Genomic DNA, 15,984 nt, shown 5'->3' with positions numbered 1-15,984 from the left:
CGGCCACATTTTGCAAACATTCTGCCCCAGTCGTCACCCCAGCGCAGGCTGGGGTCTCCATGGGGCGGGTGCTGCGGTCCCCTCGCAGAGACCCCGGCCTGCGCTGCGGTGACGAAATGGCCAAGCAGGTGGCGACATGTCGGCAACCCGCCACGTCGCCACGCGGCTCAGAACTTCGCCCGCACGCCGGCGATGAAGCGGCGTTCGTAGATGTTCTCGTTGAACACCTGATCCTGCCAGGTCAGGTAGTAGCGTTCGGTCTCCGCGGTCAGGTTCGATGCCTGGCCGTAGATGCTGAAATGCGGCGTGATGTCGTAGGAGATCGACGCGTCGAGATAGTTGGTCGGTTCCTGATACTGGGCCAGCCCCTGAATGCCACCATAGTTGGACGAGGCGAGCCGCTTCGAGCGGAAGTTGTACGCGACGCGCGCCTGCAACCCGTACTTCTCGAACCAGAGGGCGGCGTTGACCTGATGCTTGCTGTTGTCCTGGAACGGCATCTTGTTGCCGGCGAGGTCGATCTGTCCGGCATCGCCCAGCGACAGCGTGTAGTTCGCGTCGACGCCGAAGCCGCCGAGGAAGCCGCCCACGCCGTAATCGGCGAGCGACTGGCGGGCCGATGCCTCGATGCCCTTCAGCGTACCGCCTTCGCCCTGCGCCAGCGTGTTGGTGACGACCGGGCGACGGATCACGCCGTCATTGTCGGGGATGTCGTTGCGCAGTTCGGTGGTGGTGGTGATGAAGCTGTCGACCGCGATGTAGAAGGCGCCGACCGCGACCAGGCTGGAGCGGCCGGTATAATATTCGAGGCTCGCTTCGGCATTGGTCGCGCGCCACGGGTTGAGGTTCGGGTTGCCGCGCGAATCCGCCGTCCGCGCCTCGAACCGGGCCGGATTGACCTGGGTATTGATCGCATAGTTGACGTTCAGGCCACCGCCCCATTGCAGGAAGTCGAGCACCGTCATCGTCTTGGAGAAGGCGGCCCGGGCGCGCAGCTTGTCGGTTACGTCGAACGCGACGTTGAAGGCGGGCAGGAAGTCGGTGAACTCCCGCTCAGTCGTCACGTCGCCGGCATCGACCCCCGACACGCCATAGGGCTGCGGCGCGCCGACGATGTTCTGGCGGACGTTCAGCCGGGTATTGACGACCTGAAGCCCGCCATTCGCCCGGAACGGCATGCCGAACAGCTCGCCCTCGCCCGAAACCTGGCCATAGCCCGAGATCTGGCGGACGTTGACGGTGAACGAGTCCGCCGGATTGACCAGATTCTGGCTGCCGGGATAGAATTTGTTCTGCCACGCCTCGCTGTCGTCCATCGCGTGCGGGTCGAGCACGTAGAGCGCCGGTGCGCCGGCGGCGGGCAGGGCATATTGCTTGACCAGTCCGGCGAAGACCGGATCGTTCGCCTGCCGGGTATAGCCCGCGGTATAGGCGTTGCCCTGCGCATCGAGCACGGCGCACTTGTTGTCGTTCAGGTTGACGTCGAACGCCTTCCACTTGACGAGGCATCCGCCCGCCGGGTTGGCGGCATTGTCGGTGTTGCCGGCATAGAAGGGCGAGACGCGGTCAAAGGTGAACTGGTCGACATTGCGTTCGCCATAGCGGCCACCGAACGACAGCTTCACACCGTTATCGGCGGTATATTCGCCATCGGCGCGCAGCGCCCACAGATCGCCTTCCTGATACACATTGCCTTCGGACGAGATCGTCTTCAGCCCGTAGCGCGAAGGATCGGACACCTGCGACAGGAAGGCCGGCGAGAAGCCGAACACCGGCGCGCCGCTGGAATAATCGACGGTCGCGGTCTGGCTGTAGATCTGGAAGCCGGTCGGGTTGAACCGACGGTCGCCGCCGAGCGAGGCGGGATAGTTGCCGACGCCGTTATAGGCCCATTGGCTGCCGTTGGTCAGGTTGAACTGGGTATAGGACTGGTCGCGGCGGCGCGACGCCTTGCCATAGATGCCGCGGATCGTACCCTTGAACTGGTCGCTCGGCTGCCAGTCGAGCTGAAGATTATAGTTCTGCGATTCGCTCTTGGTGCGGAAGGTTTCCGAATAGCTGTCAAAGTTGGGCAGGCTGTAGGTATATTGCTGCACCGTGTTGACGTTGTAGCCGCCGACGACCGCGCCGGTATCGCGCGACTTGGTCGGCAGGAACGGCGACGACAGCCAGTCGACGTTGGAAAACTGGAAACCGGCGGTGCGGTCATATTGCGTCTGCCGCGTGTAGAAGCCGTCGGCGGTCAGTTTGAGCGCATCGTTGATCTCGAACTGGAGCGAGGCGTTGGCGCCGAAGCGTTCGCGGTTGGTGATGCGGTTCCACGCGGTGTGTGACTGCGGCGTGATGAACGCGTCATTGGCATCGCCGTCGCCGTTCACGTCATAGCCGATGATCGCGCCCTGCGCATTGCGCACCGGCGTGCCGCGGCTGACGCCGTTGTTGCCGACCGCGAACGCGCCCGGGTTGGTCGCGCTACCGCCTTCGTTGTTCAGCGCGACGCCGTAATCCTGCACGCCGCGGAAGCTGTTGCCGAGCGTCAGGTCGCTATAGGCGGCCGACACCAGCACGCCGAAGCGATCGCCATGATAGGCGATCAGGCCGTTGGCCGACGGGCTCCAATTCTTGGTCTCGTCGCCATATTGCCCTTCGGCGGCCGCCGACAGCGTCAGCCCGCTCTTCAAATCCATCGGCCGACGCGTAAGCAGGTCGACCGTGCCGGACAGGCCCGCCTGTTGCAGCGACGCGGTCGGCGACTTGAACACCGTCGCGCCGGAGAAAAGCTGCGAGGGAATGTCGGTGAAGTTCGGCTGGACCGTCGTCACCGAATTGGCGCCGAGGAACTGTTCGCCGTTCATCAACGTGGTGACCTGCGGCAGGCCGCGGATGTTGACCGCGCCGCCTTCACCCGCCTCGCGGCGGATCTGTACGCCCGGAATGCGTTGCAGCGAATCCGAGATGGTGACGTCGGGGAGCTTGCCGATATCCTGCGCGCTGATCGCTTCGACCACGCTGGCGGCGTTGCGCTTGATTTCGACCGAGCGGGCCTGCGATGCACGGATGCCGGTCACGACGATCTCGTCGCCGGTGGCATCGACCTGTTCGGGGGCGGCGACCGCATCGGCGGGGGTGGTCGGCGCGGCGGGGGTGTTGCCGACCCCGGTTTGCGCCCAGGCGCCGCCCGATGCTGCCAGACCAAAAACCGATACTGCACCCAGCAATACCGAACGAACTACCGTCGACGAGTCGTAGCGCATCGGACCTCCCCAATGTTTCGTCAGGCGATCCGTTCGCCGCCTGATTCGATTAATTAAATTGATTATTCTTTTTGCGCCGCGATCTGTCAACCGGGGAGGTCATTCGGAAGGATGAATATTCGCGACGCATCTGCCCGGCCGGTCAGCGGCGGAAGTGCAGCACCGTGATCGAGTGGGCCGGGAAACTGTAGTGGTCGGGGATGGTGCCCAGCGTGCGGGACCGTTCCGCCACGACATTCTCCTCCGGCCGGTCGAGCGTATTGGCGCTGCGCGGCGAAGGGGCCGACAGTTCGTGCAGATCGACCCGGCGATAACCGGCCGGTCGCGCGATGCGGGTTGCGACCGCCCGGTCGGGATGCCGGTTGACGACGAACACGCTGATCGTGCCACCGGCATCGTCGATCGTCGCGGCGGTGTCGAGCGAGCGCTGCTGTTCCGCGCCGGGCAGCGCGAGCACCGGCGAGGGCAGGGTCGCCGACAGCCGGTGGCTGCCACAGAAGCGACGATAGAGCGCCATGACGAACCAGATGGTCTGCGCGATCGATCCGGTCGCATTGGTCAGGATCGGCGCCAGCACGTTCACCGTCTGTGCCCAGGTCGCCATGCCGATGATGTCGGCATTGCGGATCATGACGTTGTACAGCGTCGCCGTCGCCAGCGCGTGATTCCAGTCGTACCGGGTTTCCATGTTGTAGACGCCGCCGCCGGCATCTTCCCATATGCCGATTTCATCGAGCGCGATCATCATCGGCGCCGCGCGGGGCGGGAAGCGATACCATTTGTTGAATTCGGTCACCCGCGGCGGGGCGAGGCGGGCGATCTGGTCCCGGATCGTGCCGATCGTCGCCTCGGTATCGTCGGCGCTCTTGATGAGCGACAGTGGCACGCCGCCCTGCGTCTTGGGATAGAGATGGAGCGCGAGATAGTCGGCAACGGGGTGCAGCTCGTGGACGACCCGTTCGTTCCACGCCTGTCCGCCGCCCGCCGCGATCAGCTTGATCGACGGGTCCTGCAATTTCATCAGCTTGGCATAATACCATGCCTCCCGCACATAGTCGGCCGGGTCCTGCAACCGGCCGGCATCGGGTTCGGCGTCCTCTTCGTTGCCCAGCCCCCAATATTTCACGGCATGCGGCGCGTCGAAGCCGTTGCGGCGACGCAAATCGGCATAATGGGTCCTGCCGGTGCCGTTGCAATATTCGACCCAGTTCGACGCTTCCTCGGCGGTGCCGACACCCATGCTGACGGTGATGAACGGTTCGGCCTTGAGTTCGCGGGCGTAGCGAATGAATTCGTCGGTGCCGAAATGATTGTCCTCGACCCCGCCCCAGATCAGGTTGGGGCGGACACGACGCGTCGCCCGCGGGCCGATCCCGTCCTCCCAATGGTAGATTTTCGTTACCGTACCGCCGGGAAAGCGCAGGATCGTCGGTTGCAGTCCCAGCACCTTGGCCAGCACGTCACGCCGGAAGCCGTTGGCGTCGGAGAGCGGCGATCCCTCCTCGAAGATGCCGCCGGTAATCGAACGGCCGAGAAATTCGATGAACTGCCCGAAGATCAGCGGCGAGATCGGCGCCCGCCGCCCGGCGGTATCAATTTCGAGCGTGCCGACGCTCGTCCCGCCGACTTGCGCCCGTGCCAGCCGCGGAAGGCCGGTCGTCGCCACGATCGCCGATCCCGCCTTCAATATGTCGCGCCTGGCCCACATCATCGCCGCATCCCTCCGTTGCTGTCCGCCGCCCCATAGCAAGGACTGCGGATTTGTCAGAGTATTTTGCGACGAAGCGCGCTACGTCAATTACTTAGCCGGCGGGGTGGGCAGCGCATAGACCGTCAGGGCATCTCCCAGCTTCGTCTCGAACCGGGCGTGACCGGTCGCGCCGATCGCGACATATTGGCGACCGCGATGCATATAGGTCATCGCCGAGGACTGGCCGCCGGCGGGCAGTCGCGCCGACCATAGCAACCGCCCGGTGGTGGTTTCGAACGCGCGCAGATAATGGTCCTGCGCGGCGGCGATGAAGGTAAGGCCCCCGGCGGTCGTTACTGCGCCGCCCAGGTTCGGCGTACCGATGACGATGCGCAACTGCGACGGAATGCCCAGCGGCCCGGTATCGCGGCCGGTTCCCAGCGGTTGCGACCAGAGCAGCCGACCGCTGCGCAGGTCGGTCGCGGCGATATAGCCCCAGGGCGGCGCGATGCAGGGCACGCCCAGCGGCGACAGCCACATCGGCCGGTCGACGCCATAGGGTGCGCCCTTCTGCGGGGCGACCGCCTGGTCGGGGCGACGTCCGCCATCGCCGATCGCCGGATCGGCGACATCGGCGCGGGGGATCAGCTGGACACGGTTGGGCAGGCGGCTGTGGTTGCTGATGATGACGCCGCGCGCGGGGTCGAGTGCGATTCCGCCCCAGTTCATGCCGCCGACGGTGCCGGGGAACAGCAAGGTCCCTAGGCCCTTGCCGGTCGGCGGGGTGTAGATGCCGTCATAGCGCATGCGGTGGAACTGGATCCGGCACAGCGCGGCGTCGAGCGGGGTCAGGCCCCAGCTATGACGCGCATCGATGCGTTCGGGATCGCGTTCCGGACGCCCCGACAGATTGGGATATGCTACCGATTGCGGTTGTACCGGCGACAGCCGGTCGCCCGGCATGCCGTCGGTCGGGACCGGGCGATAGTCGACCGGCGTGACCGGGCGACCGGTGCGGGCATCTAGGACGAACAGCGACCCGGTCTTCGTTGCCTGGATCACCACCGGCCGTGCCGCGCCGCCCACCGGGAGCGTCGTCAGCACCGGCTGTGCGCCCGAATCATAGTCGAAACGGTCCCGCTCGACGGTGCGGAATGCCCAGCGGGTCGCCCCGGTCGCCAGGTCGACCGCGACGACCGCGCTGCTGAAACGGTCGTCCTCCGGATCGCGATTGCCGCCCCAATGGTCGTTGCCGGCATTGCCGGTCGCCAGCAGCACCAGCCCGAGCCCGGCATCGCCCGAGATGACGTTCCAGACGTTCGGCGTCCCCTTGGGCCAGGTCTGGTCCGCGTCGAGCGGGGCTCGGGCGTCGCTGCGCTTCGCGTCCCACGCCCAGCGCAGCGCACCGGTGGTGGCGTCATAGGCGCGCACGACGCCGGACGGCGCGTCGCGGCGCTGGTTGTCGCTCACCTGCTGCCCGACGACGACCATGTCGCCGATGACCGATGGGCCGGAATTGCTCGACGCATGGCCGGGTTCCTTGAGGCCCATGCCGGCGGTCAGGTCGACCGTGCCGTCGCGCCCGAAGCCCGGGCAGCGCCGCCCGGTCCGTGCGTCCAGCGCGATCAGCCGGCCATCGGCGACTGCGACGAAGATGCGGCGGGCGCAGATTGCTGCGCCCTCGCCTGGTGCCGCATGATAACCAACGGTGCGGCATGCGACCGAGAAGGCGGATTCGAGCGTGCGCGGCACGATGGTCGGCACGAACCGCCATTTCTCGCGCCCGGTCGCCGGGTCCAGTGCGAAGACACGGTTGCGTGGCGAGCATAGAAAGAGGGTGTCGTCGGCCTTGAGCGGGGTGTTCTGCGCCGAGAAGAAGACGCGTCCGTCCTGTTCGGGCAGGTCGCCGGTGTGGAACCGCCATGCTTCGCGCAGGGAGCCGACATTGGCCGGCGTGATCTGCGTCGCCGGGGAATAGCGCGTGCCGGCATTGGTGCCGCCGAAGGCGGTCCAGTCGGTGTCGGCTGGGCCGGGGGCAACCGCGACGGCGGTTCGCGCGGTTCCGGGACGCTCCCAGAAGAAGGCGAGGGTGGCGGCAATGGTCAGCAACAGGCCGACCGCGCCGATCGCGACGGTGCGCAACGGGCGGGTGCCGAGGGGTATCAGCCCGACGACGGCGGACGCCAGTACCAGCGCGCCGAGCAGGCCGACCCGACCGGCAAGGTCGAAGCCCCAGGACTCCATCCACCCCTTGCCCGCGATCTCGACCAGCGACCACAGCAAGGTGACGAGCAGCGCGACCCCACCGGCCACGACCGCCGTTGCCGGACGGCCGCGCCATGCGACGACGGCGCCTGCGACCAGCAGCAGGCCGGTGACGAGATAATAGGCGGTGCCCCCCAGCGTCACGAGCCACAGTCCCAGCGCCGTCATCGCTGCGCCGAGCAGGCCGGTAAGGGTCTGTAGCCCCAGGAACAGGATGCGGCGAGCGTTCATGCGGCCAACTCCCGGGAGGTGCAGCGCAAGGCGGCGGAGGTATCGTCGCGCATCACAGACACGCCGGCACGACGGCGATCGGGGCGAAGGTAATGAGCGTCGCGGCGAACCCGACCCACCCGAGCGCGGCTGCCGCACGATCGAGGCTGGTCGCGCGGAACCGCCGCAGCCACAGCGCGATCCCCGCCGTCGCGGCGAGCGAGAATGCCCAGCCGGCCAGCAGGACGGCGCGATGGACGCTCATACCGCCGACGCCGGCTCCCGCCCACCCGCCGGAGCAGCCGAGACCATGCAGGGCGTAGATCAGGCAGAAGGCCACGGCCCATCCGATCAGGCCCGCCGAAAGGCGCAGCAGCACGATCATGCGAGCCACCCCGGCAGCACGAGCAGGATCGCGACGAGGACGCCGACCCCGGCGGCATGATCGCTCCACAGCCGGACGATCCGCGCCTCGCCGCCACGCGTCGCCGAATGAAAGCCGCTGCGCGCCCGCGCCACCAGGAACCCACCCATGATCGCGGCCAGCGCGGCGTGGAAGACCGCATAGGCTACGAGCATCGCGCTGACCGCGGCATAGGCATGGGTGGTGGGGCCGGGGGCTCCGGTCAGCAGCCAGCCCAGCGCCGCCACGATCGCGACCTGCCCGCCCAGCAGCAGCGGATGGTTCCCCCCGCGCCCGCCAAGGCCCGCCGCGACCGCGCCAACGACCGCGACCAGCGGCACCAGCAGCGATGGTTCGATCAGCCGGGGCGGGGGCCAGTTGGGCGCGATGGTCCACAGAAAGGCATAGCCGAACAGCAACGACGCGAAGAGCGTCGCGCTGGCGCACAGTGCGAAGATGCTGCCCCACCAGCCGGTCGTGCGCGCGGCCTCGAAGCTGGTCGGCAGCGACAGGCCGTCACCGACCGCGACCGTCCCCACGTCGCGGCGGATGCCGTTGCTCCACGCCCAGCGCCAGCCGAGCCAGACCACGCCCAGCAGGAACACCGGCGCGACGATATAGACCCCGGCCAGCATCGCGAGGAAGAAGCCGCCCAGCATCGCGGCGGTGCCGATCGGCAGCCAGCTATTGCCCGGCAGGATCGTGACATGGTCGGGCGCGCCGGTGGTCATGTCCACCGCCAGCGTCTCGCGCCAGCCGTGGCGCGGCGTCGCCAGCAGCCCCCGGCCGCGCGCGAGCGACACGCCCAGATCGGGATCGTCGGCCAGCGGATCGCGGGTCGCCACCGTCGGCAGGCTGGCGAAGTTGTACGCCGTCGACGGGATCGGCATCGCCCATTCCAGCGTCGTCGCCCCCCAAGGGTTGCGGCGATGGATCCGCCCCAGCCAGATCTGCAGCACGACGTCGATCAGGAACAGCGCAAAGCCGAACGCCTGCAGGAAGCCGCCGACCGACGACAACAGGTTCAGCCATGTCCAGCCCATCCCCTCGGGATAGGTATCGATCCGCCGCGGCATCCCCAGCAATCCGGTCAGGTGCATCATGAAGAAGGTGAGGTTGAACCCGATGAAGATCAGCCAGAACGCCGCTTCCCCGATCCGCATCACCCGTTCGCGCCCGGTGATGTGCGGCAGCCAGTAATAGGCGGCGGCCAGCATCGGGAACACGAACCCGCCGACCAGCACGTAATGGAGATGCGCGGTGACGAAGGCGGTGTCGTGCGCCTGCGCGTCGAACGGCACCATCGCCAGCATGACGCCGGTCAGCCCGCCGATCACGAACACGATGAAGAAGCCGATCAGGTAGAGCATCGGCAGCTTCATTTCCGGCCGCCCCTGCCACAACGTCCCCAGCCACGCGAACACCTGCACCGCGGTCGGCACCGCGACCAGCGCGGAGGCGGCCGAAAAGAAGCCGAGCGCCATGTGCGGGATGCCGGTGGTGAACATGTGGTGCACCCACAGCCCGAAGCTGAGGAACGCCAGCGCCATGATCGCCGCGACGATCGCGCCGTGCCCGAGCAGCCGGGTACGCGCCATCACCGGCAGGATGGTCGATACCGCGCCGGCGGCGGGCAGGAAGATGATGTAGACCTCCGGATGGCCGAACAGCCAGAATAGATGCTGCCACAGCAGCGGCGATCCGCCGAGTTCGGGTGCATAGAAGGGCCAGCCGAACGCCCGCTCGACCTCCAGCAGGATCGACCCCAGGATCAGCGGCGGAAAGCCGAAGACCATCATCCCCGCCGTCCCCAGCAGATACCAGGCGAAGATCGGCATCCGGTCGAGCCGCATGCCCGCCGCGCGCAGTTTCAGGATCGACACGGTGATCTCGATCGCGGCGCACATCGCCGAGATTTCGACGAAGGTGATGCCGAGCAGCCAGACGTCGGAATTGATACCCGGCGTATAGGCCTTGCCCGACAGCGGGGGATACAGGAACCAGCCCGCATTGGGCGCGACCCCGGCCAGCATCGCGACGATGATGATCGTGCCGCCGAACAGGTAGCACCACCAGCCGAGCGAGGAGAGGCGCGGAAACGCCAGGTCGCGGCTGCCGAGCATCTTGGGCAGCAGATACATCGTCAGCCCTTCGAACATCGGGATGGCGAACAGGAACATCATGATGCTGCCATGCATCGTGAACAGCTGGTTATAGACCTCCGGCCCGACAAAGGCGCTGCGCGGCGTGGCGAGCTGTGCGCGGATCAGCATCGCCAGCACACCGCCGATCGCGAAGAAGACGAAGGCCGCGACGATGAACCGCTTGCCGATATCGCTATGGTTGACCGATCGGAAATGACCGCGCCAGCCCGGCTCCGTGCGCCAGATCGCGGTCAGTTCGCGGTGCAGTTTCAGCGCGCTCATCGTTCCCCTCCCGTGAACGCGGCCCATCCCGCCGCGTCATGCGCGACGACGGTGAAGCCATGGTCCTTGTGCCCGACCCCGCAATATTCGGCGCATTTGCCGCGATAGATGCCCGGCGCATCGGCGATCACCCGCAACCGGTTGGTATGGCCGGGGATCGCATCCATCTTTCCGGCCAGCCGCGGGATCCACAGGCTATGGATCACATCGGTCGAGGTGATGACGAGGTCTGCGGGCCGTCCGGCCGGGATGTGCAGCACGTTCTGCGTGGCGATGCCGCCCGGATGGACGACGTCCCACGCATATTGCCGCGCCGCCACGCGTATCTCGACCGCCGCCGCATCGGCCGTCGGCAGCGTGCCGATGCCGACGCTGAGCGCATAGCCGACCAGCGAGAGCAGCACGACGCCGGGCATGGCAAGGCCCAGCACGCCGATCCACAACCGCCCCGATGCCGCGCGGCGCTCGGCACTCCGGCGGCGGAACGCGAGCGCGAGGAGCACGAAAACCAGCCCGGCAAGGAGCGTCGATCCGCCCAGCATCACCCACCACATCGTCGCGACCGAACGGGCATGGGGACCGGCCGGATCGATCGTCGACAATTCGCCCGTGCAACCGGACAGCGCGACGAGCGTTGTCGCGCACATGCCGGCGCGGCCCGCCCCGGCCCGGAGAATAGCTGCCCCATGTCGACCGATTCCGCGCACACCGACACGGCCGAAACCCGGCTGGTCGATCCCATCGAGCAAAAGGAAGCGTTTCATCGCACCGAATCCAAGATCGCGGTGGCGGGCCATCCCATCCACGCCATGCTGGTCGCCTTTCCCATCGCGCTGACCACCTGCACGCTGGGCGCCGACCTGTTGTACTGGTGGACCGGCGACACTTTCTGGGCGCGCGCCGCTTTGTGGGCGTCGGGCGCCGGGTTTCTGTTCGGCGTGCTCGCCGGCATCGCGGGGACGGTCGAGCTGTTGCTGGTGCCCGGCATCCGTGCGCGTTCGGCCAGCTGGACGCATTTCATCATCGCGGTCATGCTGTTGTCGATCCTCGGCGCGAACTGGGGCCTGCGGCTGACCGGATATGAACAGGCGGTGCTGCCCTACGGGCTGCTCCTCTCGCTCTTCGCGGTCGCCTTTACGGGCTTCACCGGGTGGCACGGCGGCAAGCTGGTGTTCGAGTATCAAATCGGTGTCTCTTCGACAGGAAGCTGACGGTTCTGCGGTGACTTGAGCCAGGCCGGCGCGATGTCCGGCACGACCGGCTTGGCGAGCACCAGCAAGAGGACGACGGTCATCGTCAGGATGCTGGCGACGACCAGGGGCACGGCCGATGGCGGCGCATATTCCCCGCGCCGCTCGCTCATCAGCAGCACGACATGGCCGACAAAGGCATGAAGGCACACGAGCAGGCCGACCGCGACGAGCTTGGCGAACATCCACGGTTCGAACACGCCGCGCAGATAGATCAGCGCGGTGCCCGCCGCGATCGCCACGACCGCCGCCGGGGTGACGATCATCGTATAGCTGTCATGCGTCAGCAGTCGCAGCCGGGCATAGGTCGTCTGCGCCTCGTCGCGGCTATGTTTGGCGAGCACCAGCGGCAGCGCGATCAACCCGGCGCACCACAGGATCAACGCGGCGATGTGCAGCGCCTTGACGATGCTCAGGATCATGCCGCCACCATTCGGCGCCACGACGACCGCATCACCAGCGCCCCGATGACGGCATAGGGGATCAGGCCGAGCACCCACATCGCCAGACCGGCCAGCTGCTGATCGGCCAGCGGCCCGATGCCGAACGGCACCGTCGTCGACAGGTGCGTGGCATACAGGGGCCGCGCGACGAAGGTCAGGATCGCACCCAGCATCCCCATCTGTGCCGCGCCCACGCCGATCAGGGCGAGTGCCAGTGGCGGGGCGGCGTGGCGCACCGCCCGCCAATAGACCCAGGCGCTGCCCAGCAGGCTGGCCTGCATCACCCAGTACAGCGCCCTGTTGGCGAGGGCGGCGTCATAGGCGGCGGGCAGGTGCCATGCCCACAGCACGCTGGTGGAAAGCGCGAACGCGATGCTCGGGCTCGGCGCGCTACGTCCAGGCAGCGCGGCGGCCAGCAGCGGGGCGGCGACGCCGATCAGGAGCAGGTGGTGAAGCGTCCGGGCGGAGAACAGCGCCACCGACAGCGCGCATAGCGGCGACAGGAAAGCGATCCCCAGGACGATCGTCGCGACGATACCGCTCGACCGCCGCCTCGCTGGCAGGCGCGTGAACATCGCCGCCGAAAGTATCAGTAAAACAACGAGAAACAGATCGGTGTTCCACCGCCAATACCATGTCGCGGCGTCAGGCGCAGTACCGCAATAGCTGCCCAGTATATCGATCATTGCTTCCCCTCTTTTACACGTAACGCGTGCGACAATTCCCGGGTCCGTGACGGGTTTGAAACAAAATGTTGCTGCGATATTTTCCGGGGAACTCAGAATCTTGGCGGCGATGCGTGGTGATCGTTGCCGGACGCTGCAATAGTGATCGCATCAGGCGTAATCTGCTGATGGCGCCAGTTGCGGATATTGCGTCGGTTATACCTTATAACGCCGCACCTGCGGCCGACGCAGTGCGCGGAATCAACCTGCGTTGGTTAATTCCGTCCGCAAAATGCTGGAAACGCAACGGCTTGCCGTAAGCAGAATCGCGACCGGCGTTCGATCATCCTCCGTCGACCCAGTCCAACAGTCGGGTGACACAGGAGGATGTATGCGAGTTTCCCATACCCAGGCGCGTTCCGGCCGGTCGAACCGGTTGCTGAAGATCCTGCTCGGCACGACCATCTCCATCGGCGCCGCCACGGCGCAGCAGGCGGCCGCACAGACGCGCGTCGTCAGCGCCTGTAGCGGCGTCCAGCTGCCACGCTCGGTCGTGACCTATATCGTCGCACCGGTGGTGACCGGGATTACCGCGCCGATCGAGCAGACGGTGAACGGCATCCTGAACCTGCAGCTGCTCGGCGCCGTCCTGCCGCCGCTCAACACCAATGCGACCGGCCTGCTGAACCAGGCGGCGTCGGGCGCGCCGATCACGTTGCAGGTGCTCGACACCAACGGCAACATCGTCGGGCCGAACGACCAGTGCCAGATGACGGCCGATGCGATCAGCCTCGATAGCTCGGCCGGCCTGTCGATCGGCGGCAACCGGATTTCGGGCCTGGGCCTCGACGGTACGCCGTCCTTTGCCGCCGACGTCAACGCCATCGCCTTCGGCAACAACGCCCGCGCCGAAGCCGGTGCGACGGGCAGCATCGCCTTTGGCACCAATGCACAGGTGACGGCGGCGAACAGCGTCGCGCTGGGCGCCGGGTCGATTGCCGGGCGGGGGGCGCAGACCGGTTATACCGCGATCGGGCTGACCGGCACGCAGAACTCGGCCGGTGAAGTATCGGTCGGGACCGCGGGCGGCCTGCGGCAGATCACCAATGTCGCGGCGGGATCGGCGGCGACCGATGCGGCGACCGTGGGTCAGGTTACGGGCGTAGCCGATCGGGTCACCGCACTGGCCGCGAACACCATCGGCTATGACGACGCGACCCGGGCACGCGCGACGCTGGCCGGGGCGGGTGGCACCGTCCTCGCCAATGTCGGGGCAGGCGCGCTGAATGCGACGTCGACCGAGGCGGTGAACGGCGCGCAGCTGTTCGCGACCAACGGCCGCGTCGATGCGAACACCGCCGCGATCGGCGGTCTCGACACCCGGGTTACCGCCAATACCCAGACCATCGTCCCGCTGCAGGGGTCGACGGCCAACGCGGTTCGCTACGACGTCGATGCCGCCGGGGTCCGCACCGGCGGCGTCACGCTGGTCGGCACCACCCCCGGTGCGGCGGTTCGGCTCGGCAATGTCGATGCCGGCGCGCTGTCGGCGACCTCGACCGATGCGGTCAACGGGTCGCAGCTCTTCGCGACCGACCAGCGGTTGGGGGCGGCGGTCGCGTCGCTCGCGGCGCTCGACACGCAGGTCACCGCCAACACGTCGCAACTGGCGGCGCTCGGTGCCAGCGCGGTGCAGTATGACAATGTCGCCCGCGACCGGCTGACGCTGGGCGGTAGTGCGGGCACGGTGCTCGCGAACGTGGCGGCCGGCAGCGTGTCGGCCAATTCGACCGAGGCGGTGAACGGCGCGCAGCTGTTCGCGGTGAATGCCCAGGTCGCCGCCAATACCAATGCGATCGCCCAGATGGGGAACGGATCGCTCGGCCCGGTCCGCTATTCGACCGCCGCCACGCCGACCACCCCCAATGGCGGCACGGTGACCGACGACCTGACGCTGGTGGGCGCCAGCGGCGGGGCGGTGGCGCTCCACAATGTCGCCGGCGGGACCGTCGGCGCAGGGTCGACCGACGCGGTGAATGGGGACCAGCTGAACACCACCAACCAGGCAGTGGGCGTGCTAGCCGGACGGACGACGACGCTCGAAACCGTGGTCGCCGGCCAGACGACGCAGATCGCGGGCAACACGGCAGCGATCGCCGACTTGCAGGCCAACGTGACCGGCACGGGGTCGGCGGTGACCAATCTGACGACGCGGGTAGACGCCAATTCGACGGCGATCACCAATTTGCAGACGCAGGTCGGCAACCAGCCGCTGAAATATGCCGATGCGGCTTCGCCGACTACGCCGAATGGCGGTACGTTGACCGACGATGCAACCCTGGTGTCGGCCAGCGGCGGTGCGGTCGGGCTGCACAATCTCCGCGCAGGCAACGTCGCGATCGGTTCCACCGACGCCGTCAATGGCGGGCAGCTGGCCGAAACGAACCTGCAGGTTGCCGCGAACACCAGCGCCATCTCGACGCTGGCCAATTCGCTGGCGGGCAGCACGGTCAGCCCGATCCAGTACAGCAATCCGGACAGCCCGACCGCGTCGAACGGCGGCACGCTGACCAACGATGTCACGCTGGTCGGCGCCAATCCGGCTGCCGCGGTCACGCTGCACAATGTCGCAGCTGGCAGCGTTGCCGCCGGATCGACCGACGCGGTCAATGGCGGGCAGTTGTTCGCCGTGGCGCAGCAATCGTCGAACAGCCTGCAATATGACCGGGATGCGACCGGTGCCCGCACGAACCAGATCACGCTGGCCGGTGGAAATGCGGCGGCGCCGGTGACGATCGCCAATGTCGCCGCCGGTACGGTTGCCGCCGGTTCGACGCAGGCGGTGAATGGCGGGCAGCTCTATGCCGTCAACCAGACTGCGCAGGCGGCGCTGACATTGGGGGCGAATTCGGTTCAGTATGACGGGTCGGGCAACGTAACGCTGGGCAATGCGGCCGGTACGCCGGTGGCGCTGCGCAACGTCGCGGCCGGAACCGCGGCGACCGATGCGGTCAATCTGGGCCAGTTGCAGGCCGGGTTGCAAAGCGTCGCCAGCCAGACTGCGAACTATATCGACAGCCGGATCGCCGATATCGGGTTCGACCTGGGCACGTTGCGGCGCGACCTGAGCGCCGGATCGTCGGCCGCGATGGCAGTCGCCGCGCTGCCGCAGGCGATGGAGCCGGGCGCGACGATGATTGCGATGGGCGGCGGCACCTATCGCGGGCAATCGGCCATCGCATTCGGCGCATCGCGCGCCTTTGCCGATGGCCGCGCAGTGGTGAAGGTCGGCGGAACCTATGACAGCCGGGGATTTGGCGGTGCCAATGCCGGGGTCGGGTTCCAGTTCTGAACAGACAGACGCCGGGGCCTGACACG

Annotated in this window: 10 protein-coding genes; 2 read left to right on the top strand and 8 right to left on the bottom strand. The window is 67.2% G+C overall.

Annotated elements, in window-relative coordinates:
* Window positions 1-167: 167 nt before the first annotated feature.
* The 6 genes from CA237_RS09710 to CA237_RS09685 form a co-directional block, all read right to left on the bottom strand.
* Window positions 168-3,254, bottom strand: coding sequence for a TonB-dependent receptor (locus CA237_RS09710; RefSeq protein ID WP_066691225.1), 3,087 nt, complete (start codon window positions 3,252-3,254; stop codon window positions 168-170).
* Window positions 3,255-3,396: 142 nt separating this feature from the next.
* Window positions 3,397-4,965, bottom strand: coding sequence for an alpha-L-arabinofuranosidase C-terminal domain-containing protein (locus CA237_RS09705; protein ID WP_066691223.1), 1,569 nt, complete (start codon window positions 4,963-4,965; stop codon window positions 3,397-3,399).
* 87 nt (window positions 4,966-5,052) lie between these two features.
* Window positions 5,053-7,440, bottom strand: a complete 2,388-nt coding sequence (locus CA237_RS09700; RefSeq protein WP_126013931.1) for a membrane-bound PQQ-dependent dehydrogenase, glucose/quinate/shikimate family — start codon at window positions 7,438-7,440, stop codon at window positions 5,053-5,055.
* Between the two features lie 52 nt (window positions 7,441-7,492).
* Entirely contained in the window at window positions 7,493-7,804 is a 312-nt protein-coding gene (locus CA237_RS09695; protein WP_066691219.1) for a hypothetical protein, read from the bottom strand.
* Complete coding sequence (gene ctaD, locus CA237_RS09690) at window positions 7,801-10,248, bottom strand: cytochrome c oxidase subunit I (RefSeq protein ID WP_066691217.1); 2,448 nt, start codon at window positions 10,246-10,248, stop codon at window positions 7,801-7,803. Before ctaD ends, CA237_RS09695 begins: the two co-directional genes overlap by 4 nt.
* Window positions 10,245-10,895 carry a cytochrome B gene (locus CA237_RS09685; RefSeq protein ID WP_066691215.1) on the bottom strand — a complete coding sequence of 217 codons (651 nt, stop codon included), beginning with the start codon at window positions 10,893-10,895 and terminating at the stop codon, window positions 10,245-10,247. The genes ctaD and CA237_RS09685 overlap by 4 nt, the downstream gene beginning before the upstream one ends.
* A 39-nt stretch (window positions 10,896-10,934) precedes the next feature.
* Between CA237_RS09685 and CA237_RS09680 the strand changes: the two genes are divergently transcribed.
* Window positions 10,935-11,459: a DUF2231 domain-containing protein gene (locus tag CA237_RS09680; protein WP_066691213.1), complete on the top strand. Its 525-nt coding sequence runs from the start codon at window positions 10,935-10,937 to the stop codon at window positions 11,457-11,459.
* Here the strand turns inward: CA237_RS09680 and CA237_RS09675 are convergent.
* Both CA237_RS09675 and CA237_RS09670 read right to left on the bottom strand, forming a co-directional pair.
* On the bottom strand, window positions 11,429-11,920 hold the full coding sequence (locus CA237_RS09675; RefSeq protein ID WP_066691210.1) for a CopD family protein: 492 nt from the start codon (window positions 11,918-11,920) through the stop codon (window positions 11,429-11,431). The genes CA237_RS09680 and CA237_RS09675 overlap by 31 nt on opposite strands.
* Window positions 11,917-12,627 (bottom strand): cytochrome c oxidase assembly protein, encoded by a 711-nt coding sequence (locus tag CA237_RS09670; RefSeq protein ID WP_126013927.1) that lies wholly within the window; start codon window positions 12,625-12,627, stop codon window positions 11,917-11,919. Before CA237_RS09670 ends, CA237_RS09675 begins: the two co-directional genes overlap by 4 nt.
* A gap of 370 nt (window positions 12,628-12,997) precedes the next feature.
* Between CA237_RS09670 and CA237_RS09665 the strand changes: the two genes are divergently transcribed.
* Entirely contained in the window at window positions 12,998-15,958 is a 2,961-nt protein-coding gene (locus CA237_RS09665) for a YadA-like family protein (protein WP_164523856.1), read from the top strand.
* Window positions 15,959-15,984 lie beyond the last annotated feature (26 nt).

The sequence above is a fragment of the Sphingomonas sp. ABOLH genome (assembly GCF_003951715.1).
GTDB lineage: Bacteria > Pseudomonadota > Alphaproteobacteria > Sphingomonadales > Sphingomonadaceae > Sphingomonas > Sphingomonas hankookensis_A.
Note: the sequence above shows the minus strand (reverse complement) of the source record. Positions and strands in the feature narration are given on the sequence as shown.

Bases quoted from the DNA above. Each gene is read 5' to 3' on its own strand.
- CA237_RS09710 (WP_066691225.1), bottom strand. From the start codon at position 3,254: ATGCGCTACGACTCGTCGACGGTAGTTCGTTCGGTATTGCTGGGTGCA.
- CA237_RS09705 (WP_066691223.1), bottom strand. From the start codon at position 4,965: ATGATGTGGGCCAGGCGCGACATATTGAAGGCGGGATCGGCGATCGTG.
- CA237_RS09700 (WP_126013931.1), bottom strand. From the start codon at position 7,440: ATGAACGCTCGCCGCATCCTGTTCCTGGGGCTACAGACCCTTACCGGC.
- CA237_RS09695 (WP_066691219.1), bottom strand. From the start codon at position 7,804: ATGATCGTGCTGCTGCGCCTTTCGGCGGGCCTGATCGGATGGGCCGTG.
- ctaD (WP_066691217.1), bottom strand. From the start codon at position 10,248: ATGAGCGCGCTGAAACTGCACCGCGAACTGACCGCGATCTGGCGCACG.
- CA237_RS09685 (WP_066691215.1), bottom strand. From the start codon at position 10,895: ATGTGCGCGACAACGCTCGTCGCGCTGTCCGGTTGCACGGGCGAATTG.
- CA237_RS09680 (WP_066691213.1), top strand. From the start codon at position 10,935: ATGTCGACCGATTCCGCGCACACCGACACGGCCGAAACCCGGCTGGTC.
- CA237_RS09675 (WP_066691210.1), bottom strand. From the start codon at position 11,920: ATGATCCTGAGCATCGTCAAGGCGCTGCACATCGCCGCGTTGATCCTG.
- CA237_RS09670 (WP_126013927.1), bottom strand. From the start codon at position 12,627: ATGATCGATATACTGGGCAGCTATTGCGGTACTGCGCCTGACGCCGCG.
- CA237_RS09665 (WP_164523856.1), top strand. From the start codon at position 12,998: ATGCGAGTTTCCCATACCCAGGCGCGTTCCGGCCGGTCGAACCGGTTG.